Annotated in this window: 18 protein-coding genes; 9 read left to right on the top strand and 9 right to left on the bottom strand. The window is 69.8% G+C overall.

What is annotated here, in order from left to right; translation table 11 throughout:
- Positions 1-363: 363 nt before the first annotated feature.
- The 3 genes from AB0J67_RS23940 to gyrB all read right to left on the bottom strand — a co-directional run bounded on the left by AB0J67_RS23940 (position 364) and on the right by gyrB (position 5,726).
- Entirely contained in the window at positions 364-1,155 is a 792-nt protein-coding gene (locus tag AB0J67_RS23940) for a DUF3566 domain-containing protein (protein ID WP_363485660.1), read from the bottom strand.
- A 3-nt stretch (positions 1,156-1,158) separates the two neighbouring features.
- Complete coding sequence (gene gyrA, locus AB0J67_RS23935; RefSeq protein WP_363485659.1) at positions 1,159-3,654, bottom strand: DNA gyrase subunit A; 2,496 nt, start codon at positions 3,652-3,654, stop codon at positions 1,159-1,161.
- A 113-nt stretch (positions 3,655-3,767) separates the two neighbouring features.
- Entirely contained in the window at positions 3,768-5,726 is a 1,959-nt protein-coding gene (gyrB, locus tag AB0J67_RS23930) for a DNA topoisomerase (ATP-hydrolyzing) subunit B (RefSeq protein ID WP_363485658.1), read from the bottom strand.
- A gap of 439 nt (positions 5,727-6,165) precedes the next feature.
- Here gyrB and AB0J67_RS23925 point away from each other — a divergent pair, with 439 nt between their 5' ends.
- Entirely contained in the window at positions 6,166-6,720 is a 555-nt protein-coding gene (locus tag AB0J67_RS23925; RefSeq protein WP_363485657.1) for a hypothetical protein, read from the top strand.
- On the opposite strand, the gene AB0J67_RS23920 is transcribed toward AB0J67_RS23925, so the two are convergent.
- The 6 genes from AB0J67_RS23920 to dnaA form a co-directional block, all read right to left on the bottom strand.
- Positions 6,705-7,265: a hypothetical protein gene (locus AB0J67_RS23920; RefSeq protein ID WP_363485656.1), complete on the bottom strand. Its 561-nt coding sequence runs from the start codon at positions 7,263-7,265 to the stop codon at positions 6,705-6,707. The genes AB0J67_RS23925 and AB0J67_RS23920 overlap by 16 nt on opposite strands.
- A gap of 158 nt (positions 7,266-7,423) precedes the next feature.
- Complete coding sequence (locus tag AB0J67_RS23915; RefSeq protein ID WP_363485655.1) at positions 7,424-7,960, bottom strand: DciA family protein; 537 nt, start codon at positions 7,958-7,960, stop codon at positions 7,424-7,426.
- Positions 7,953-9,056: a DNA replication/repair protein RecF gene (gene recF / locus AB0J67_RS23910; protein ID WP_363485654.1), complete on the bottom strand. Its 1,104-nt coding sequence runs from the start codon at positions 9,054-9,056 to the stop codon at positions 7,953-7,955. Before recF ends, AB0J67_RS23915 begins: the two co-directional genes overlap by 8 nt.
- A gap of 3 nt (positions 9,057-9,059) precedes the next feature.
- Positions 9,060-9,935 (bottom strand): phosphogluconate dehydrogenase (NAD(+)-dependent, decarboxylating), encoded by an 876-nt coding sequence (gene gnd, locus AB0J67_RS23905; RefSeq protein WP_363485653.1) that lies wholly within the window; start codon positions 9,933-9,935, stop codon positions 9,060-9,062.
- Between the two features lie 35 nt (positions 9,936-9,970).
- Positions 9,971-11,119 carry a DNA polymerase III subunit beta gene (gene dnaN, locus AB0J67_RS23900; protein ID WP_363485652.1) on the bottom strand — a complete coding sequence of 383 codons (1,149 nt, stop codon included), beginning with the start codon at positions 11,117-11,119 and terminating at the stop codon, positions 9,971-9,973.
- 681 nt (positions 11,120-11,800) lie between these two features.
- On the bottom strand, positions 11,801-13,420 hold the full coding sequence (dnaA, locus tag AB0J67_RS23895) for a chromosomal replication initiator protein DnaA (protein WP_363485651.1): 1,620 nt from the start codon (positions 13,418-13,420) through the stop codon (positions 11,801-11,803).
- A 662-nt stretch (positions 13,421-14,082) separates the two neighbouring features.
- On the opposite strand from dnaA, the gene rpmH reads away from it, so the two are divergent.
- The 8 genes from rpmH to AB0J67_RS23855 all read left to right on the top strand — a co-directional run bounded on the left by rpmH (position 14,083) and on the right by AB0J67_RS23855 (position 20,153).
- Positions 14,083-14,220 carry a 50S ribosomal protein L34 gene (rpmH, locus tag AB0J67_RS23890; protein ID WP_120317612.1) on the top strand — a complete coding sequence of 46 codons (138 nt, stop codon included), beginning with the start codon at positions 14,083-14,085 and terminating at the stop codon, positions 14,218-14,220.
- Between the two features lie 18 nt (positions 14,221-14,238).
- Positions 14,239-14,700, top strand: coding sequence for a ribonuclease P protein component (rnpA, locus tag AB0J67_RS23885; protein WP_363485650.1), 462 nt, complete (start codon positions 14,239-14,241; stop codon positions 14,698-14,700).
- Positions 14,697-14,978, top strand: a complete 282-nt coding sequence (gene yidD / locus AB0J67_RS23880) for a membrane protein insertion efficiency factor YidD (RefSeq protein ID WP_363485649.1) — start codon at positions 14,697-14,699, stop codon at positions 14,976-14,978. Before rnpA ends, yidD begins: the two co-directional genes overlap by 4 nt.
- A complete protein-coding gene (gene yidC, locus AB0J67_RS23875) occupies positions 14,975-15,853 on the top strand; it encodes a membrane protein insertase YidC (RefSeq protein ID WP_363485648.1) in 879 nt (292 codons plus the stop codon). Before yidD ends, yidC begins: the two co-directional genes overlap by 4 nt.
- A 129-nt stretch (positions 15,854-15,982) precedes the next feature.
- Positions 15,983-16,549, top strand: coding sequence for a R3H domain-containing nucleic acid-binding protein (locus tag AB0J67_RS23870; RefSeq protein ID WP_363485670.1), 567 nt, complete (start codon positions 15,983-15,985; stop codon positions 16,547-16,549).
- Between the two features lie 38 nt (positions 16,550-16,587).
- Positions 16,588-17,292: a 16S rRNA (guanine(527)-N(7))-methyltransferase RsmG gene (rsmG, locus tag AB0J67_RS23865; RefSeq protein WP_363485669.1), complete on the top strand. Its 705-nt coding sequence runs from the start codon at positions 16,588-16,590 to the stop codon at positions 17,290-17,292.
- A gap of 607 nt (positions 17,293-17,899) precedes the next feature.
- A complete protein-coding gene (locus tag AB0J67_RS23860; protein WP_363485647.1) occupies positions 17,900-19,084 on the top strand; it encodes a ParA family protein in 1,185 nt (394 codons plus the stop codon).
- Positions 19,085-19,127: 43 nt separating this feature from the next.
- A complete protein-coding gene (locus AB0J67_RS23855) occupies positions 19,128-20,153 on the top strand; it encodes a ParB/RepB/Spo0J family partition protein (RefSeq protein ID WP_363485646.1) in 1,026 nt (341 codons plus the stop codon).
- The last annotated feature ends 252 nt before the right edge of the window (positions 20,154-20,405 follow it).

Below are 20,405 nucleotides of genomic sequence, written 5' to 3'. Positions count from 1 at the left end.
CCACCCAAGATTCCGACACCAACCAGCGATCTTGGTCGGGCAGAGCCGCACGTTGCGCGGGATGATCACCGACTGCGGTCAGAATGTGCGCTTCAACCACAGGTCCTGACCGTAGACAGCGATCTTCACGGCGCGACCCCGCATCCGGAGACGAACCCGCCCGCCTCGACGCCCGGAGACTGGACCGGCGCCCCGGAGACCCAAGGCCGGTGTCCCCGGCCTGGAGACCCGAGGCGGCACCCGGAGCCCCAAGGCTGCCGTCCCCGGCCTGGAGGCGCAAGTCGGCTTCGGTTCGGAGGTACTGCGGGCACGCCACAGCGGTCCGGGGGCGAACCGCGGACCGCTGTGGATGTGGCGCAGGGATCAGTCGCGCTCGGCGAGCGTGATCTCGACGCCGCCGACCAGGTCGGCGCAGACGTTGTAGATGAACGCGCCCAGGGTCATCAGCGCGGTGAAGAGCACCACGTTGATCGCGCCCAGGATGGCCGACGTCCCGATCACCGCGCTGGCGCTGATCCGGAAGCTGTTCGCCCCGCCGTTGGAGTTGAACAGGTCGGCCAGGGTCGTGTTCAGCGAGCTGAACACGCCCATCGCGTCGAGCGCCAGGTAGAGCACCGAGGTGGCGACCACGATGACGACCAGGAGCACGAAGGACACCGCGAAGGAGAACTTCATGACCGACCACGGGTCGATGCGCTTGACGCTCAGCCGCGCCCGGCGCGGACCGCGCGAGGCGGCCGAACCGGCGCTGGTGCGCGCCGCGCGCACGGCCTCGGTGACCCGCACCGCGCCGGCACTGGCGCTGCTGACCACCGAACGCAGCGTGGACGAGCCCGCCGCCGCGCGCCCGGTGGCCGTCGCCGGCCGGTCGGACGTCGCGATGGCTGCGGTCGGCTCGGCCTCCGGCGCGGGCATGCCCGCGGGACGGGTGAAGGTGCCGGTCGTCGTGGTGCTGGTGCCGGCGGCAGCGGTGCTGCCGGCCGGCTCCTCACCTGCGACCGCGGACCGGGCCGGGGTCGGCTCGGACTGATCAGCGGGGACTGTCGCGCGGCCTACGGCCGCCCGGCCGGTCGCCGTGGCGGCGTCGCCGCCGTCCTTCTCGACCGGACTCGCCGGAGCCCCCGCGGTCTCCGACATCGCCTGTGTCTCCGTCATGCACTAGTCCTGTTCGTCCGGCTCATCGGCATTGCGGGCAATGGCGACGAGGGTTACGCCTTCTGGGAGGTCCATCAGCTTGACACCCATTGTGTTCCGATCGCGCGTCCGCCGCACGGGCTTCACCGGAGTTCGAATAACTCCGCCGTTGCTCGTGATAGCGAAGAGCTCGTCTTCCGGGCTGATAACGACCGCACCCACCAGTCCGCCACGGCGTTCGGTGATCTTTGCGGTCAGTACGCCCTTACCACCCCGGCCCTGCACCGGGTACTCGTCGATCGGGGTGCGCTTGGCGTATCCGCCGTCGGTGGCCACGAGGACGTCCATGCCCTCCCGCACCACCTCCATGGCGAGCAGCTCGTCGCCGTCGCCGAAGCGCATGCCGATGACTCCCGACGTCGCCCGGCCCATCGGCCGCAGCGCCTCGTCGGTGGCGTTGAAGCGGATGGCCTGAGCCTGCTTGCTCACCAGCAGCAGGTCGTCCTCCGCGGCGATCAGCGCGGCGCCGACGAGCTCGTCGTCGTCGCGCAGGTTGATCGCGATGATGCCGCCGCTGCGGTTGGAGTCGAACTCCGCCAGCGCGGTCTTCTTGACCAGGCCGTTCTTCGTGGCCAGCACCAGGTAGGGCGCGACCTCGTAGTTCTGGATCTCGATGACCTGGGCGATCTGCTCGTCGGGCTGGAACGCGAGCAGGTTAGCCACGTGCTGGCCCTTCGCGGTGCGCGAGGCCTCCGGGAACTCGTACGCCTTAGCGCGGTAGACCCGGCCCTTGTTCGTGAAGAACAGGATCCAGTCGTGCGTGGAGCAGACGAAGAAGTGGCTGACGATGTCGTCCTGGCGCAGGGTCGCCCCGGAGACGCCCTTGCCGCCGCGCTTCTGCGACCGGTAGAGGTCAACCTTCGTCCGTTTGGCGTACCCGGTTCGGGTGATGGTCACCACCACGTCCTCGCGGGCGATGAGGTCCTCCATGGAGACCTCGCCGTCGAACGGGATGATCTTCGTGCGCCGCTCGTCGCCCCACTTGGCCACGATCTCGCCGAGCTCGTCGGAGATGATCTTCCGCTGGCGCTCGGGCTTGGCCAGGATGTCCTTGAGGTCCTTGATCTCCAGCTCGATCTTGGCGAGCTCGTCGATGATCTTCTGACGCTCCAGCGCCGCAAGCCGGCGCAGCTGCATGTCGAGGATCGCGGTCGCCTGGATCTCGTCCACGTCGAGCAGCTGCATGAGGCCGGTCTTCGACTCCTCCGCGCTCGGCGAGCGGCGGATGAGGGCGATGACCTCGTCCAGCATGTCCAGCGCCTTGACCAGACCGCGCAGGATGTGGGCGCGCTCCTCGGCCTTGCGCAGGCGGTACGCGGTCCGCCGCTGGATGACCTCCATCTGGTGGCTGACGTAGTACATCAGGAACTGGGCGAGGTTCAGCGTGCGCGGCACGCCGTCGACCAGCGCCAGCATGTTCGCGCCGAAGGTCTCCTGCAGCTGGGTGTGCTTGTAGAGGTTGTTCAGCACGACCTTGGCCACGGCGTCGCGCTTGAGCACGAGCACCAGGCGCATGCCGGTGCGGCCCGACGACTCGTCGCGGATGTCCGCGATGCCGCCGAGCTTGCCCTCCTTGACCAGCTCCGCGACGCGCTCGGCGAGGTTGTCCGGGTTGACCTGGTACGGCAGCTCGGTGACGACGAGGCAGGCCCGGCCCTTCTTGTCCTCCTCGACCTCGACCACGGCCCGCATCCGGATCGAGCCGCGACCGGTGCGGTACGCCTCCTCGATGGTGCTGGTGCCGACGATGAGGCCGCGGGTCGGGAAGTCCGGGCCCTTGACGATCCGGATCGCCTCGTCGAGCACGGTCGCCTCGTCGGCCTCCGGGTGCTCGAGCACCCACTGCACGGCCTGGGCGATCTCGCGCAGGTTGTGCGGCGGGATCTTGGTGGCCATGCCGACGGCGATGCCCTCGGAGCCGTTGACGAGCAGGTTCGGGAAGCGCGACGGCAGGATCGTCGGCTCCTGGTTGCGGCCGTCGTAGTTGGGGATGAAGTCGACGGTGTCCTCGTCGATGTCGCGCAGCAGCTCCATCGCGAGCGGGAACAGCCGGCACTCGGTGTACCGCATGGCCGCCGCGGGGTCGTTGCCCGGCGAGCCGAAGTTGCCGTTGCCGTCGATCAGGGGGTAGCGCAGCGACCAGGGCTGCGCCATGCGCACCAGCGAGTCGTAGATCGCAGTGTCGCCGTGCGGGTGGTAGTTGCCCATCACCTCGCCGACGACGCGGGCGCACTTGAAGTAGCCGCGGTCGGGGCGGAAACCGCCGTCGTACATCGCGTAGAGGATCTTGCGGTGCACGGGCTTGAGACCGTCGCGCACGTCCGGGAGCGCCCGGCCCACGATGACGCTCATCGCGTAGTCGAGGTAGGAACGCTGCATCTCCACCTCGAGCCCGACGGGCTCGATGCGGCCGTGCACGCCGACGGCCTCTTCCGGCCGAAGGTCAGGAGTCTCGCTCACTGTCTAGAACTCTTTTCCTGCTATAGAGCTGAGGAAGCTGTGGATAACGCTGTGGATCAGGGTCTGACCTGTGGATAAACGGTGTGTATATCCACAGGTCAGGCTCTCAAGGATCAGATGTCCAGGAACCGGACATCCTTCGCGTTGCGCTGGATGAACGAACGGCGTGCCTCAACGTCCTCGCCCATCAGCACGCTGAAGAGTTCGTCTGCGGTTGCCGCGTCGTCGAGAGTGACTTGGCGCAGGGTCCGCGTACCCGGGTTCATCGTGGTCTCCCACAGCTCCGGGTAGTTCATCTCGCCCAGACCCTTGAACCGCTGGATGTCGTCGGGCTTGGCGTTCGGCTTGGTCTCCTGGCGGAGCCGGATCAGGCCGTCGCGCTCCCGGTCGGAGTACGCGTACTGCGCGTCGTCGCCCTTCTTGTTCCACTTGATCTTGAACAGGGGCGGCGACGCCAGGTAGACGTGGCCCAGCTCGACCAGCGGCCGCATGAAGCGGAACAGCAGCGTCAGCAGCAGCGTCTGGATGTGCTGGCCGTCGACGTCCGCGTCGGCCATCAGCACGATCTTGTGGTACCGCAGCTTCTCGATGTCGAACTCGTCGTGGATGCCGGTGCCCAGCGCGGTGATCAGCGCCTGGACCTCGTTGTTACGCAGCACCTTGTCGATGCGCGCCTTCTCCACGTTGAGGATCTTGCCGCGGATCGGCAGGATGGCCTGCACCCGCGGGTCACGGCCCTGCTTGGCCGAGCCGCCGGCCGAGTCGCCCTCGACGATGAACAGCTCGCACATCTTCGGGTCGGTCGACTGGCAGTCGGCCAGCTTGCCGGGCATCGAGCCCGACTCCAGCAGCGACTTGCGGCGGGCGAGCTTGCGGGCCTGCGCGGCCGCGATGCGGGCACGGGCGGCCTGCGACGCCTTCGAGATGACCGTCTTGGCCTCGGCCGGGTTGCGCTCCAGCCAGTCGGCCAGCCACTCGTTGCAGACCTTCTGCACGAAGCTCTTGACCTCGGTGTTGCCCAGCTTGGTCTTGGTCTGGCCCTCGAACTGCGGGTTGGCCAGCTTCACCGAGATGATGGCGGCCAGGCCCTCGCGGATGTCCTCGCCGGAGAGCTTCTCGTCGCTCTTGAGGATCTTCTTGTCGGCGCCGTACTTGTTGATGATCGTCGTGAGCGCCGCCCGGAAGCCTTCCTCGTGCGTGCCGCCCTCGTGCGTGTTGATCGTGTTCGCGAACGTGTAGACCGACTCGCCGTACGACTCGTTCCACTGCATCGCGATCTCGAGCGCCATGCCGTCGCCGTCGGCGCCGAACTCGACCACCGTCTTGTGGATGGGGCTCTTGGTGTTGTTCAGGTGCCGGACGAAGTCGGCGATGCCGCCCTTGTAGCAGAAGGTCACGTCGCGGACCTCGGCGTCCTCGCCCTCACTGGCCAGCGCGCGCTCGTCGCGCAGCGCGATGGTCAGGCCGCGGTTGAGGAACGCCATCTCCTGCACCCGGCGGTAGATGGTCTCGAAGTTGAACTCGACCGTCTCGAAGATCTGCGGATCCGGGTAGAAGGTGACGCTGGTGCCGGTGCGGTTGGTCGCCTCACCCTTCTCCAGCGGACCCGGCTTGGAGTGGTCGTAGCGCTGCCGCCACACGAAGTCGTCCTTGTGGATCTCCAGGTCGATGCGCGTGGACAGCGCGTTCACCACGGAGATGCCGACGCCGTGCAGACCGCCGGAGACCGCGTACGCCTTGCCGTCGAACTTGCCGCCCGCGTGCAGCACGGTCAGCACGACCTCGACGGTCGGCCGCTTCTCCACGGGGTGGATGTCGACCGGGATGCCGCGGCCGTTGTCGACGACGCGCACGCCGCCGTCCTTGGTCAGCGTGATGGAGATGGTGTCGCAGTATCCGGCGAGTGCCTCATCGACCGCGTTGTCGACCACCTCCCACACGAGGTGGTGCAGGCCCCGCTCACCGGTGGAGCCGATGTACATGCCCGGACGCTTGCGTACCGCCTCCAGGCCCTCCAGAACGGTGATCGATGATGCGTTGTAATCGCCCTGGTTCTGCTTCGGCGCTGCCACTCTCAATCCCTCCTCCGCCGCCTCAGGCGGCGGGGACAAACGACTCAGCCGTCCACACCCACGTCCGCGGGAACAGGCTTCGCCGGGTCGGCATACGCGGGACGGGGGTGACACACGTCGCATACCCGGATGGACCTGCGGCGTGCGGGACAACCCACCGGTGTCGCGTACACGGTCCACCCAGTGTTGTGCTCTCGACTGCGATCCTACTGGGTCGCACGGACATTCGCCGCACGCGGCACCCGCAGCACGCCGTTTCGAGGCCCTCACAGCCCCGTAGCCGCCCGAACGGCTCCGGTCGCAACTCCCCCCACGGGCCTCACGCTCCCGCGGGCGGTAGCGAGCGGGCTCAGAAGGAGCGGTTCGGAGGGTCGCGCAATGTCCCCGCTATGCCGTAAGTTGCGCACGGCCTGGAACTCACGCGCTTCGAGAGGCTGACATGGGTCTGGACAACGTAGCGGTGCAGTGGCCGCGCACCGGCCGCTTCTACGACCCGGTGGCACCCGCGGAATTCGTCGACTTCGCCGACCTCGCGGAGCAGCCGGCCACGGCCGCGCCCACCGCGGCACTGGCCGGTCACATCGCCCGCACCGGCACGGTCCGCGCCACCGCGTACACCGAGGTCGTCGACCTGCTGCTCGGACTCAAGGGTGTGCTCTACGCCACAGAGGCGGCCGAGGAGGACGAGGACCCGGTCATCGACCCCGACGGCTGCGCCTGGATCGCCGGCGGGCTGGAGAAGTTCGTCGCCGGGCACACCCCGTTCGGCGACACCGTCACGTTCGACAGCGTCGCCGCGGTGCTGCGGGCCGCGCTGACCGACTCGCGACTGTCCGAGCAGCAGCTGCGGTGGCTGGACCAGCGCCTCGACGCGCTACGCGAGGAGACCGACGGCGACCCGCAGTGGAGCTTCCCGCTGTCGGAGTTCGCGGTGCTGGCCCAGTTCTACCGCCGCTGCGCCGACCGCGGCTTCGCCGTCTACGCCGAGTCCTGATCCGCCGCCTGCCCGGCCGGGCCCGCTGAAGCAGGTCCGGCCGCCGGCCCCGCGGCGCCCCGGCGCCGCAGCACCCGCCACAGGATCAGCGCCACCAGCACCGCCGTGCCTGCGGCCGCCGCCAGCGCGACCAGCGGGACGTCGCTGTCCAGCGCCACCTCCGGCGCCGCGCCCAGCAGCTTGTTCCCGGCGCACAGGCTGGTCTGCCCGTCCCGGCTGTAGATCAGGTAGCGGTTGCCCTCGACGAAGTCGAAGCCGCAGCTCGGACCCTCGATCGCGGTCCGCACGTCGACGTGCCCGGCCGCGCTGCCCTTGTCCACCCGCTCGACGGTGAGCCGGGCGGTCATCAGGTCACCGGACGACGTGCTGAACACCGGCCGGTCGAGGTCCACGACCACGCCGACGAACACCAGGTCGGCCCAGGCGGCGTTCTCCACCGGGTCGGGCTCGGCGCAGCTGCACGCGCACGCCGGGCTCGACGGCCCGAGGACCAGCGCCGACGACATCACCACCAGCGCCGCGAGATATCCCCATACTCTCCGCATGGCCCTTCAGACACCCCACACCGCGATCGGGGTTCCCGCCTCGCCATGATCGTCCGACTTGCCAGGCAAGTGGGCGTATCTTGCACGCGCATTCGCCCATGTGCCTGGCAAGTCGGACGATCATGAGGGGCCCGGCCGCGGAGGCGGGCGCCAGCAGCTCAGCCGTAGGTGTCGCCGGGGCCGGTGCCGCGGACGCGTTTGCGGCCGTGGGACCAGGACGGGGCGGCGGGGCCGTGGATGTGGAGCTTGGTGACGACGTTGTTGCCGACGGTCGCGGCGATGCGGGGCAGGATGGTGCGGGCGAGCAGCCGCAGCTGGGTGGCCCACGCCGTGGACTCGGCCTCGACGGTCAGCTCCCCGTTCTCCAGCTTCACCGGGCGGCTGTGCGCCGCGATGTCGGGGCCGACGCACTTCTCCCACTCGCCGAACACGGTCGCCTCGGCGGTCGGGCGCTGCCAGCCGCGCGCCTTCATCAGGCGGGCCAGCACGTCGCCGACCTTCGCCGGGTCGCGCGGGTCCGGCCCCGGGCCGGAGTAGCCGCGCGGCCGGAAGCGCTGGCCGCCCTCGCCCTTGGCGCGGGCCTCGGCCGCCGCCTGGTGGCGGGCCGCCCGCTTCTTCAGCGCCGCGTCGAGCGCGGCCCGGGCGAGCTCCGGACCCTGCGGCTCCGGACCACCGGTGGGTACGCCCTCAGACACGGGTCACCTCTCCCGGATTGACGAGATAGCGGGCGCCGCGCAGCGACGCCGGGACGTCCGCCTCCACGGCGCACGTGATGATCACCTGGGCGGCGTCGCCGATCAGCTGCGCGAGCCGATCCCGGCGTCCGGTGTCCAGCTCGGCGAAGACGTCGTCGAGGATGAGCACCGGCTCGATGCCGTCGGCACGCAGCAGCGAGTATCCGGCCAGCCGCAGCGCGAGCGCGTACGACCAGGACTCGCCGTGGCTGGCGTACCCCTTCACGGGCAGGTCGCCCAGGCGCAGCACTAGGTCGTCGCGGTGCGGGCCGGCCAGCGTGGTGCCGCGGGCGATCTCGTCGGCGCGCACCTCGGCCAGTGCGGCCAGCATCGACTCGGGGGTCGGCTCGGGCACCGAGGCGCGGTACTCCGCGACGGCCTTGCCCACCCCGGCGCTGACCTGCTGGTACGCGTCCTCCAGGTAGGGCGCGAGCTGCTCGACCAGGGCGAGCCGGGCCCGCAGCAGCTGCGCGCCGTGCTCGGCCAGGTGGTGGTCCCACACGTCGAGCGTGCTCAGGTCGCCGCGCGAACCGCCGACCTTCCGGTTCAGGTACGCCGTGCGCAGCAGCGCGTTGCGCTGTTTGAGCACCCGCTCGTAGTCGGCCCGCACCGCGGCGAACCGGGGCTGGCGGGCGGTGAGCAGCTCGTCGAGGTAGCGGCGGCGCTGGTCGGGATCGCCGCGCACCAGGGAGAGGTCCTCCGGCGCGAACAGCACCAGCCGCAGCGCGCCGAGCACGTCACGAGGGCGCCGCACCGGGGAACGGCCGAGCCGGGCCCGGTTGGCCCGGCCCGGCACGATCTCGATCTCGACCAGCAGCTCTCGGCGCTCGTGCACGATCGCGCAGCGGATGACGCCGGTGCTCGCGCCGACCCGCACCAGCGGGGCGTCGGTGGACACCCGGTGGCTGGCCAGCGTGGCCACGTAGCCGAGCGCCTCCACCAGGTTGGTCTTGCCTACTCCGTTCGGGCCGATCAGCACGTTCGGCCCCGGCTCGAGGTCGACGCCCACCCGTGGGTACGAGCGGACGTCGACGAGTTCGAGCCTTCTGACGTACACCGCTCAGCCGGCCTGCTGCACGGCGTGCCCGCCGAACTGGTTGCGCAGCGCGGCGATGGCCTTCATCGCGGGCGAGTCGTCCTGGCGGGACTCGAACCGGGCGAACAGCGACGCGGAGATGACGTGCATCGGCACGGCGAGGCGGATGGCCTCCTCGACGGTCCACCGGCCCTCGCCGGTGTCGTCGGCGTAGCCCTTGAGCTTCTCCAGGTGCGCGTCGTCGGTGAGCGCCAGGTCCATCAGGTCGAGCAGCCAGGAGCGGATGACCGTGCCCTCGCGCCAGGACCGGAACACGCCCGGCACGTTGGTGACCAGCTCGGAGGCCTCCAGCAGCTCGAAGCCCTCGGCGTAGGCGTGCATCAGGCCGTACTCGATGCCGTTGTGGACCATCTTGGCGTAGTGGCCGGCGCCGACCGGGCCCGCGTGCACGAAGCCGAACTCGCCCTCGGGCTTGAGGGTCTCGAAGATCGGCATCATCCGGGCGACGTGCTCGTCCGAGCCGCCGACCATCAGGCCGTAGCCGTTCTCCTTGCCCCAGACGCCGCCGGAGACGCCGACGTCCATGTAGCCGATGCCGCGCGTGCTCAGCCGCCCGGCCCGCGGGCCGTCGGAGGAGAACCGCGAGTTGCCGCCGTCGATGATGAGGTCGCCGGGGCTGAGCAGCGGGGCCAGCTCGTCGATGGTCGCCTCGGTGACGCCCGCGGGCACCATCACCCACACGGCGCGCGGCGCCTCGAGCTTCGTGACGAGGTCGGCCAGGTTCGCGGCGTCGGACAGTTCCGGGTTGCGGTCGTACCCGACGACCTCGTGCCCGGCCTCGCGCAGGCGGTCGCGCATGTTGCCGCCCATCTTGCCGAGACCGACCAGACCGAGCTGCATGTCTTTCCCCCTTGGTGCGTTGGTGCCGGTCGCGGTCAGCGACCCACCCTGATCGGCATGATCAGGTAGCGGAAGCCGGGGGTCACGGTGCCGTCGTCGGCCGCCGGGGTGATCACGGCAGGCTTGAACGGGTCGTTGAACGAGAACACCGCCGTCGGCGCACCGAGCGCGGCCAGACCCTCGATGAGGTACTGCGGGTTGAAGGCGATCGTCATCGACTCGCCGGTGAACGTGGCGTCCATCGCCTCGCTCGCCCGCGCCTCCTCGGTGCCGCCGGCCTCGACCACGAGACCATCCTCGCTGAAGTTCAGGCGCACGGGCGTGGCTTTCTCCGCCACCAGGGAGACGCGCTTGACGACCTCGACCAGCGCCGAGACGGCGACCCGCGCCTCGGAGGAGTAGCTGGGCGCGAACAGCGAGCGCACCGGCGGGTAGGACTGGCCGTCGAGCAGTCGGCTGGTGGTCCGGCGCGAGCCGCCGACCTTCGAACCGCCGAGGAAGCCGATCATGCCCTCGCCGGTGCCGCCCGCGGCGAGCGCGATGGTGACCTCGCCGCCGGTCGGGCCGAGCGTCTTGGCGGTGTCGGCCAGGGTGCGCGCCGGCACCAGCGCGTTGACGTTGATCTCCGGGTCGTCGGGCTGCCACGAGATCTCGCGGATGGCCAGCCGGTAGCGGTCGGTGGCGAGCAGGGCGAGGGTGTCGCCGCTCAGCTCCAGCCGCACGCCGGTCATCATCGGCAGCGTCTCGTCACGCCCGGCGGCGATGGCGACCTGGGACACCGCGGAGGCGAACGCGGCCGCGTCGACCCGGCCCGCGCTGGCGGGCAGCTCGGGCAGCGTCGGGTAGTCCTCGACGGGCATCGTCGGCAGCGTGAACCGGGCGCTGCCGCACACCAGCTCGAGGTGCGCGCCGACGGCGGCGATCTCGACCGGCTTGGCCGGGAGCGCCTTGGTGATCTCGGCGAGCAGGCGGCCGGAGACCAGGGTCGCGCCGTCGGCGTCGGCCTGCACCTCCACGTCCACCTGGTTGGAGACCTCGTAGTCGAAGCCGGAGACATGCAGACGGCCGTCGGTGACCCGCAGCATCACACCGGCGAGCACCGGCACCGACGGGCGGCTCGGCAGACTCTTTGCGGTCCAGGCCACGGCGTCGGCGAGCGCGTCGCGCTCCACCCGAAACTTCATCTTCAGCCCTCCTCGGTGCTGCCAAGCTGACCACTGAAACCTTAGGACCTCCGAGCGATCTCCCCTCGGCGACCCCTGTGGATCGGCGCAGCCGCGCATCCACACTTTCCCGAGCCGCTGATGATTGTTTGATTTCTCTCTTAGAGATAACTGACGTCTTCATCATCGGTGCTGTGGAAACTGTGGATTAACGCCTCAGGAGCAGGTCAGCACGCTTGTCGGGGTGTGGAGGAGCGGTGGACGAGCGGTGGATAACCGGCCGGGTTCTCCACAGCCGCCGCTTCGTCCACCGGTTGTCCACGGGCGTCCACAGGTTTTCCACCGCCAATCCCCAGGGGTTCTCCCCAAACTGTGGACAGATCCCATCCACGTCCTCCACAGCGATATCCACCGATCATGGCTCCCTGTCCACGGATCAAGGGCCCCCGTCCACACGGCGTCCACACCCTTTCCACAGCATGATTTTTTGGGGATTCTCTGTCCACATCCGTCCACAGCGGATCCACAGCCAATCCACCGGGTTATCCACGGGGTTATCCACGATCGCTGTGGACAGAGCAGGCCGGTATCGGCGGGCGACGATGCGATGCGGGTACCCACAGCGGGGTGTGCACAACCCCGGGAACCGGTGGATAAGCCGAAGGGCCCGCGCTCGGCGCGGGCCCTTCGTGGCAGGCGGGGTCAGATCTGCTTGATCCGGTTGGTCAGCTCGGCGATCTGGTTGTAGAGGGAGCGCCGCTCCGCCATCTGCTGGCGGATCTTGCGGTCGGCGTGCATCACCGTGGTGTGGTCGCGCCCACCGAAGGCCTGCCCGATCCGCGGCAGCGACAGGTCGGTCAGCTCCCGGCACAGGTACATGGCGACCTGGCGGGCGTTGACCAGCACCCGGGAGCGGGAGTGCCCGCGCAGGTCCTCCAGGCTGACGCCGAAGTACTCCGAGGTCGACAGCATGATCTGGTCGGCGGTGATCTCGGGTGCCGCGTCGTCGGGGATGAAGTCGCGCAGCACCTCCTCCGCGATCGACAGCTTGACCTGCTCGCGGCTGAGGTTCGCGTACGCGGTCACCCGGATCAGCGCGCCCTCCAGCTCGCGGATCGAGTTCGACACGCGCGAGGCGATGAACTCCAGCACGTCGGCCGGCGCGTGCAGGCGCTCCTGGGCGGCCTTCTTCTGCAGGATCGCGATCCGCGTCTCCAGGTCCGGCGGCTGGATGTCGGCCAGCAGGCCCCACTCGAACCGGGTGCGCAGTCGGTCCTCCAGCGTCGACAGCGCCTTGGGCGAGCGGTCGGAGGTGATGACGATCTGCTTGTTGGCGTTGTGCAGGGTGTTGAAGGTGTGGAAGAACTCCTCCTGCGTCCGGTCCCGCTTCTCCAGGAACTGGATGTCGTCGATCAGGAGGATGTCGACGTCGCGGTAGCGGCGCTGGAACGCGCTGGCCTTGTCGTCGCGGATCGAGTTGATGAAGTCGTTGGTGAACTCCTCGGTCGACACGTACCGGACGCTGCGGGCGTGCCCGAGCTCCTGGGCGTAGTGGCCGATCGCGTGGAGCAGGTGGGTCTTGCCCAGCCCCGAGCCGCCGTAGATGAACAGCGGGTTGTACGCCTTCGCGGGCGACTCGGCCACCGCCACCGAGGCGGCGTGCGCGAACCGGTTCGACGAGCCGATGACGAAGGTCTCGAAACGGTACTTGGGGTTGAGCTTGTTGCCGCCGGTGTCGCCGGTCGAGCCGGGCGTGGCGCCGGGCCGGCGCTCGTCGCGTACGCCGCTGAGCGGGTGCGGGACGTTGCGGGCCTCCAGCGGTCCGGTGCCCCGGCCGGGCCCGGAGTCGGGCGGGCCGTCGCGGTCGGGGGCGCGCAGGGTGCTCGCGCGCACCGGGACGACCTCGGGGTGGCGCGGCACGGGCACGGCGAAGAGGGCGTCCTCACCGTCGGGCGCCGGGCGCACGGCGGGGTGCTCGGTCGGCGGCGGGCCGTAGGCGGGCTGCGCGTACGCCGGGGCGGCGTACGCGGGAGCCGGCGGCGCGGCGGGCGCGGGCCGGGCGGCGGGCTCGTCCGGGGGACGTACCTTCACCGCCACCTGGACGGAGCGGCCCATGATCCGGGAGAGTGTGTCGGTGATCGCCGTGCGGAGCTTCTGCTCGATGATCTCGCGGGTGTGCGCGTCCGGCACGCTCAGCAGGACGAGGTCGTCCACGATCGCCAGGGCCTGGGTCAGCCGCAGGTAAGCCCGGTGCTGCGCCGAGACGATCTCGTCGGCGAGCTCCTCGGTGGCTGCCAGCCACACGGCGTTGAGGTCGCTCACCTGTCAGCCTCGTTCATGCGCTCGACCCTTCAAGTTCCTTTGGCGGCGGCTCGGGCGGCACCGGGCTGTCCGTCAGCCGGCGCTGCCACTCCGATCAATGACGGTGCGGTCACGGTCCGTGGTTTTCCCCCGGGTTATCCCCCGAATCCTCGGGGTTCTCCACAAGTTATCCACAGGCTGTGTGTCGATCGGTATCCGGAGCCCGGCTGCTGTGGGGTGCCACATCCGGCGCGGGAGCGCCTCACGAAGGTCCCACCGTGCCGAACGAGCCACCATATTGCCCGGTTTTGCGGTAACCACCACAATTAACGTGCGGTCCCGTTGGTCGGGCACCACGGCACGCTAACAGGGTTATCCACAGGCGTCCACTCGTTGTCCACAGCCTCACTCTCGGTGAGTGTTGATGACGACACGTTGGGTTGTGGGTAAGGGGGTGCTGTTGACACGATGAGTGAGCTGCGAAGAGTTCTTGGCGGACATCGACGGCATGTGTACCCTGGAACGGTTGCTCCATCACCCTCTGCTAGGGTGTCGGTTGCGGCCTCCGCCCTGACTCATCGAGATCGAGACCCATCGTCCCGGTCCTACCCGTCATCGGGCGGCAACCCGCGAGAAGCTAGAACATCCCCGCCCTGCGCGGGGCGATCCCCAGGAGACCTGACGTGAGCAAGCGCACGTACCAGCCGAACAACCGTCGGCGCGCGAAGACCCACGGCTTCCGGCTGCGCATGCGCACCCGCGCCGGTCGCGCGGTGCTGTCGTCGCGCCGGGGCAAGGGCCGCGCCCGCCTGGCGGTCTGAGACCCGGCCGGGCCTCGGATGCTGCCAGCTGCGCACAGGTTGAGGCGAAGCGCTGACTTCGCCACCGCCGTGCGGGCTGGTCGCCGGGCCGGTCGCGGCGCTGTCGTGGTGCATCTGACGATCCCCGCGGCGGCAACTGAACACGACACGGCGTGGCAGGGAGACGCTCCCGGCCACGCCGTTGCCATGCCCGGGACTCCCCCGGCGCCCGAGGCGCCGGTGCGGGCCGGGTTCGTGGTCTCCAAGGCGGTGGGGAACGCGGTCGTCCGTAACTCAGTGAAACGCCGGCTGCGCCGGCTCACCGGCGACCGGCTGGGCGGCCTGCCCGGCGGCGCCACGGTGGTCGTGCGCGCGCTGCCGCACGCGGCGTCCGCCTCGTACGAACAGCTCGGCCGCGACCTTGACGCAGCGCTCGCCGCGGCGCTCAAGCGCGACCCGGCGCAGCCATCGCGCCGCAGGTCAGCAGTGGGGCGGACATGACACAGCCACCGCGACCCACGACACTCGCCGGGCGCGTGCTGGCCCTACCCATCATCGCGTACCGTCGTTGGGTGAGTCCGGGCCTGCCGGCCCGCTGTCGGTTCTACCCGTCCTGCAGCACCTACGCGCTGGAGGCGATAGCTCGCCACGGCGCGCTGCGGGGGTTCTGGCTGACAGTCCGGCGGCTGGGCAGATGCCATCCCTTTCACCCGGGCGGATATGACCCTGTGCCACCCACCCGCCGCAGTACTGATGTGACTGGAGCAACACCCTCATGATGGACTGGATCTACACGATCGTCTCGAAGGTCCTGCTGTTCTGGCACGGCCTCTTCGACAAGCTCTGGGGCGACGGTCAGTGGCTGCGCACCAACTGGGACTGGGTCCTGGCGATCGTGTTCCTCGTGCTGACGGTGCGTGCGGTGCTGTTCCCGCTGTTCGTCAAGCAGATCCGTTCGCAGCGGGCCATGCAGGCGCTCCAGCCGCAGCTCAAGGCGCTGCAGGAGAAGCACAAGGGTGACAAGGAGACGCTCCAGCGCGAGATGATGGAGCTCTACCGGCGGGAGAAGGCCAACCCGCTGATGGGCTGCCTTCCGCTGCTGATCCAGATGCCGATCTTCCTCGGCGTCTTCCACGTGATCAAGCGCCTCGGCACGGGCACCTCCGACGAGACCCTCTACGGCTGGACCGCGGCGCAGTTCCAGAGCGGCATGGACGCCGAGCTGTTCGGCGTGTCCATCGGCGGCGTCTTCACCGACGGCGGCCTGGCCGCCGTGCTCTGCGGCGTGCTCGGCGTCGTCATGATCTTCACGACGTACCTCACCAGCCGCCAGATGATCCTGAAGACCGGCTGGTCCGAGGACCCGACCCAGCGCACGATGCAGAAGCTGATGCTGTACGGCATCCCGGCCACGCTGATCATCTCCGCGGTCGCCTTCCCGCTCGGTCTGATCATCTACTGGACCACGACGAACCTCTTCTCGCTCGGCCAGCAGATGTGGGTGCTGAAGAAGTACCCGCCGCCGCCGATGGCCGGCGCCAAGCCGGAGCCCAAGGTCATCGACCCGGAGGTCGCCAAGGCGCTCGCGCCGAAGGTCGGCGCCAAGCCGGTCAACAACCCGAAGCGCAAGACGGTCAAGAAGAACGTCAGCTGACCGCGCGTCGCCGGCACTGCCACCCCCACCACAGACCTGCTCGTGATCCCCGCGCCGCGAGGCGCGGGGCCGATCACGGGGTTTTGATCGGATCGAACACCGGAGAAGAACGTGACCGACCAGACTGAGCTGGACGACGTGGCAGTCGAGGACCTCGGCGACGCCGAGGACGGCGCGGCGGAGGAGACCGAGGACGGCGCCGACGAGGCCGCCGCCCCCAAGCGCAAGGCCGCCAGCGATGCCGACCTGTTCCGCCAGAGCGAGATCGCCGCGGACTACATCGAGGGCCTGCTGGACATCCTGGACGCCGATGGCGACATCGACGAGCTGGTCTCCGGCGGCCGTCCGGTGGTCGAGGTGGTGGGCAACCGCCTGCAGTCCCTCGTCGGCCCCCGGGGGGCGACGCTGGAGGCGCTGCAGGAGCTGACCCGCCTGGCCATCTTCAAGCAGACCGGCGAGCCGAGCCGGCTGCTGCTCGACGTCGGCGGCTACCGCGACCAGCGCCGCAAGGAGCTGGGTGCGCTGGCCAAGAACGCCGTCGAGAAGGTCAAGCAGTACGGCGAGGCGGTAAAGCTGGAGCCGATGTCGGCCTTCGAGCGCAAGTGCGTGCACGACGTGGTCAACGCCGCGGCGGGCGTGCAGAGCGAGTCCGAGGGCGTCGAGCCGAACCGCCGGATCGTGGTACGTCCGGCGTGACTCCCGACGACATCACGGAGCCGGTCACTCCCGATGGGGTGGCCGGCTCCGTTCTCTCCCCCGAGCTGCGCCCGGCGGCGGAGGCGCTGTTCGGCGACCGGCTGCCCGTCGCCGCGCGTTATGTCGAGCTGCTCGCCACCGACGGGGTGCTGCGCGGCCTGATCGGCCCGCGCGAGGCGCCCCGGCTGTGGGACCGGCACCTGCTGAACTGCGCCGCCGTGGCCGAGCTGATTTCCCCGTCCGCCACGGCCGTCGACGTGGGTTCCGGGGCGGGTCTGCCCGGTATCGTGCTGGCAGTGGCGAGACCGGATATTTCGGTCATTCTGGTTGAACCACTGGCACGACGGACATCCTTCCTGGAGGAGGCGGTGGCGGCCCTCGGCCTGGCCGATCAGGTCACCGTGGTACGCGGCCGCGCGGAGGAGCAGGTCGGACTGCTCAGCGCGGACGTCGTCACCGCTCGCGCGGTGGCCCCGCTCGATCGGCTGGCGGGCTGGTGCCTGCCGCTCGCCTCGCTGGGAGGCCGGTTGCTGGCGCTCAAGGGAGTGTCGGCCGCCGACGAGATCGCCGAGCACCAGGCCGCGGTGGCCCGGCTCGGCGGCGGGGCGGCGGTCATCCATCAGTGCGGCGTCGGCGTGATCGACCCGCCGACGACCGTGGTGGAGATCGTCCGCGAGCGCGACGTCGTGCCGAAGACTGCCAAGCCGTCCCGGCGGGCAGGGCGCGGAGGACGCAGGCGCTGAGTCGTGCGCCCTCCGTTCACGGAGAGGGCGCACGACCATGGGTGTCCTACAGGAAGAAGAGGCAGGCACGTCCGCCCCCGCCGACGTGCCACGCCCGCGCACCTACGCCGGCGGCTTCCCCGGTGCCGGCGGGGTGGTGCGCTCGCCGCTGTCCGGCCAGGTGCTGGCCACCGGCGCGCCGCCGGCGCGGCGCGTCATGACCTCCGCCCCGATCGCACCTGTTGCGGCAGGTTGGCCCGATCCATCCTGCTCGGAGAGTCGGTACGGGTGCCGCATGTCACTGGTGCCGGGATTCCTCGTTTTTGTCCAGCCAGATGGCCGTCACTCGCGTGCCCGAGTGGAGGACGGTGGTAGCTTCCACAGCCCGACCGCCGTAGGCTGGCCGCGCGTCGATAATGTGGACCCGACTGTCGCGGGTGCGGCCGCAGTGCCGCCGGCAGAGACGCCAGTGCGCGCCGGACCGGCCGGCGCAGCCATCCGATCCGATGCGGGCAGGGATGACACGGTGCAGGAATACGGCATGAGCCTCCCCCGGGGCTCTTACGGCGTTGTTTCACGTGAAACATCAACCCCGGCGCAGCGAGGCGCCGCCGACCCTGGTTCCGGCATGAGGCCGACCGTCTCGAACACGTACATGTCGAGCGCGTCAGGCTCCCAGCCGGTCTCGGGCGGCCCGGTGAGCCCCGATGCGACCGGTTTCCGCGCGACGGCCTCGGTGCCGCCGCCGGGGAGCAGTGTGCCGCCTGCGGAGTTCTCCTCGGCCCCGCACGGCGCCACCGGGTACGTCCCGGTCTCCGCTCCCCCGGCCAACCGTCCGCCGTCGCCCCGCCCTCAGCCCACTTCTACGCATGTCGCGGGTGAGGATCAGAGTGCGACCGCGTACGGTGCTTCTGACGCGAACACGACAGCGTCCGGTACTTCGGAGGACCCACCGTTGGCAATGGAAGCGATGCGCGCCGTTCAGATCCTCAACCCGAGCGGCGAGGTGACGATGCCTCGCCCGACCCGGCAGCGCGTCATGTGCGTCGCCAACCAGAAGGGTGGCGTGGGCAAGACCACCACCACGGTCAACCTCGCCGTCGCCCTGGCGCTGCACGGCAACCGGGTGCTGGTCGTCGACCTCGACCCCCAGGGCAACGCCTCGACCGGTCTGAACGTGCCCCACCACGCGGGCGTGCCCGACGTCTACGACTGTCTCATCGACCAGGTGCCGATGGAGGAGGTCGCCCAGGCCGTCGAGGGCATCCCGAACCTGTACTGCGTACCGGCCACCATCGACCTGGCCGGTGCCGAGATCGAGCTCGTCTCCGTGGTCGCCCGCGAGTCCCGGCTGGGCCGCGCAATCCAGGGCTTCCCCATGGAGTTCGACTACGTCTTCATCGACTGCCCGCCGTCGCTGGGCCTGCTCACGGTCAACGCGCTGTGCGCCGCCCAGGAGGTGCTGATCCCGATCCAGTGCGAGTACTACGCGCTGGAGGGCCTCAACCAGCTCCTGAACAACATCAACCTGGTGAAGGCCCACCTCAACCCGAACCTCGATGTCTCCACCATCCTGCTGACGATGTACGACCGCCGTACCCGGCTCGCCGACGCGGTGGAGCAGGACGTGCGCAACCACTTCGGCGAGAAGGTGCTGACGTCGGTCATCCCCCGCAACGTGCGCGTCTCCGAGGCACCGAGCTACGGCCAGTCGGTCATGACTTATGATCCCGGTTCGCGCGGCGCGACCAGCTACTTCGAGGCCGCTCAGGAGATCGCCGAGCGCGGCGCGAAGATCGGAGTGGGGGCATGACCATGAGGTACGGGTACAGCGCAGTGGAAGGTGAGGCACCGGTATGACGCCGCCCCCCGCCCGCAAGGGAGGACTCGGTCGTGGTCTGGGCGCCCTGATCCCGACCACCGGCGCGCCGGCCGCACCGCAGCCCGTGTCGGCCGTGCCCGCGCAGACGTCGGTGGCCGCTCCGGTCTCCGCTCCCCCCGCCGTGGCCCCGCCCGCACCGCCGGTCGTGGAGGTGCCCGCCGCGGCGCCCCTGCAGGACCTGGCGCCGGTGCCCGGCGCGCGCTTCGCGGAGATCCCGGTCGGCTCGATCGTGCCGAACCCGAAGCAGCCGCGTCAGATCTTCGACGACGAGATGCTTGACGAGCTCAAGATCTCCATCCAGGAGGTCGGCTTCCTGCAGCCGATCGTCGTGCGCGAGCTGAGCGCCGACAAGTACGAGCTCGTCATGGGCGAGCGCCGCTGGCGCGCGGCACAGGCCGTCGGCAAGGACATGATCCCGGCGATCGTCCGGGACACCCGCGACGACGCCATGCTCCGCGACGCGCTGCTGGAGAACATCCACCGCGCGCAGCTGAACCCGCTCGAAGAGGCCGCCGCCTACCAGCAGCTGCTGGAGGAGTTCGGCGCCACCCACGACGAGCTGGCCAAGAAGATCGGCCGCAGCCGGCCGCAGATCTCCAACACGATCCGCCTGCTCAACCTGCCGCCGCAGGTGCAGAAGCGGGTCGCCGCCGGTGTGCTCTCCGCCGGGCACGCCCGGGCGCTGCTCAGCCTGGAGAAGTCTGAGGCGCAGGAGGAGCTGGCGGCCCGGATCGTCCGGGAAGGTCTGTCGGTGCGCGCCACCGAGGAGCTGGTGACGCTGGCCGTGTCGGAAGGCGAGGCGAAGCAGCCGGCCGCGAAGCGGCGCGCGAAACCCCACGCCCCCGCGCTGGTGGACCTGGCCGATCGGCTCTCCGACCGGTTCGACACCAAGGTGAAGGTCGACATCGGGCGCAGCAAGGGCAAGATAACCATAGAGTTCGCGACGGTGGACGATCTGGAACGCATAGTCGGCATCATCGGTGTCGAGAAGAGTGAATAACTAGGTTGATGGAGCGGGCCACCAGGAGGTGGCCCGCTTTCGTATGTGCCGTCGACCGGGAGCGCGGCCGCAACGGCTCCCTGTTGTAGCGCCTGCTCGGCCGGGGCCGTCCGCTGATCCTGTTACCTGGCCTGGCCTGGCCGCTGCTTGCCTGGCCTTGCCTGGCCTTGCCTGGCCTTGCCTGGCCTTGCCTGGCCTTGCCTGGCCTTGCCTGGCCTTGCCTGGCCTTGCCTGGCCTTGCCTGGCCTTGCC

Source organism: Catellatospora sp. NPDC049609, from assembly GCF_040675365.1.
Lineage (GTDB): Bacteria > Actinomycetota > Actinomycetes > Mycobacteriales > Micromonosporaceae > Catellatospora.
Note: the sequence above shows the minus strand (reverse complement) of the source record. Positions and strands in the feature narration are given on the sequence as shown.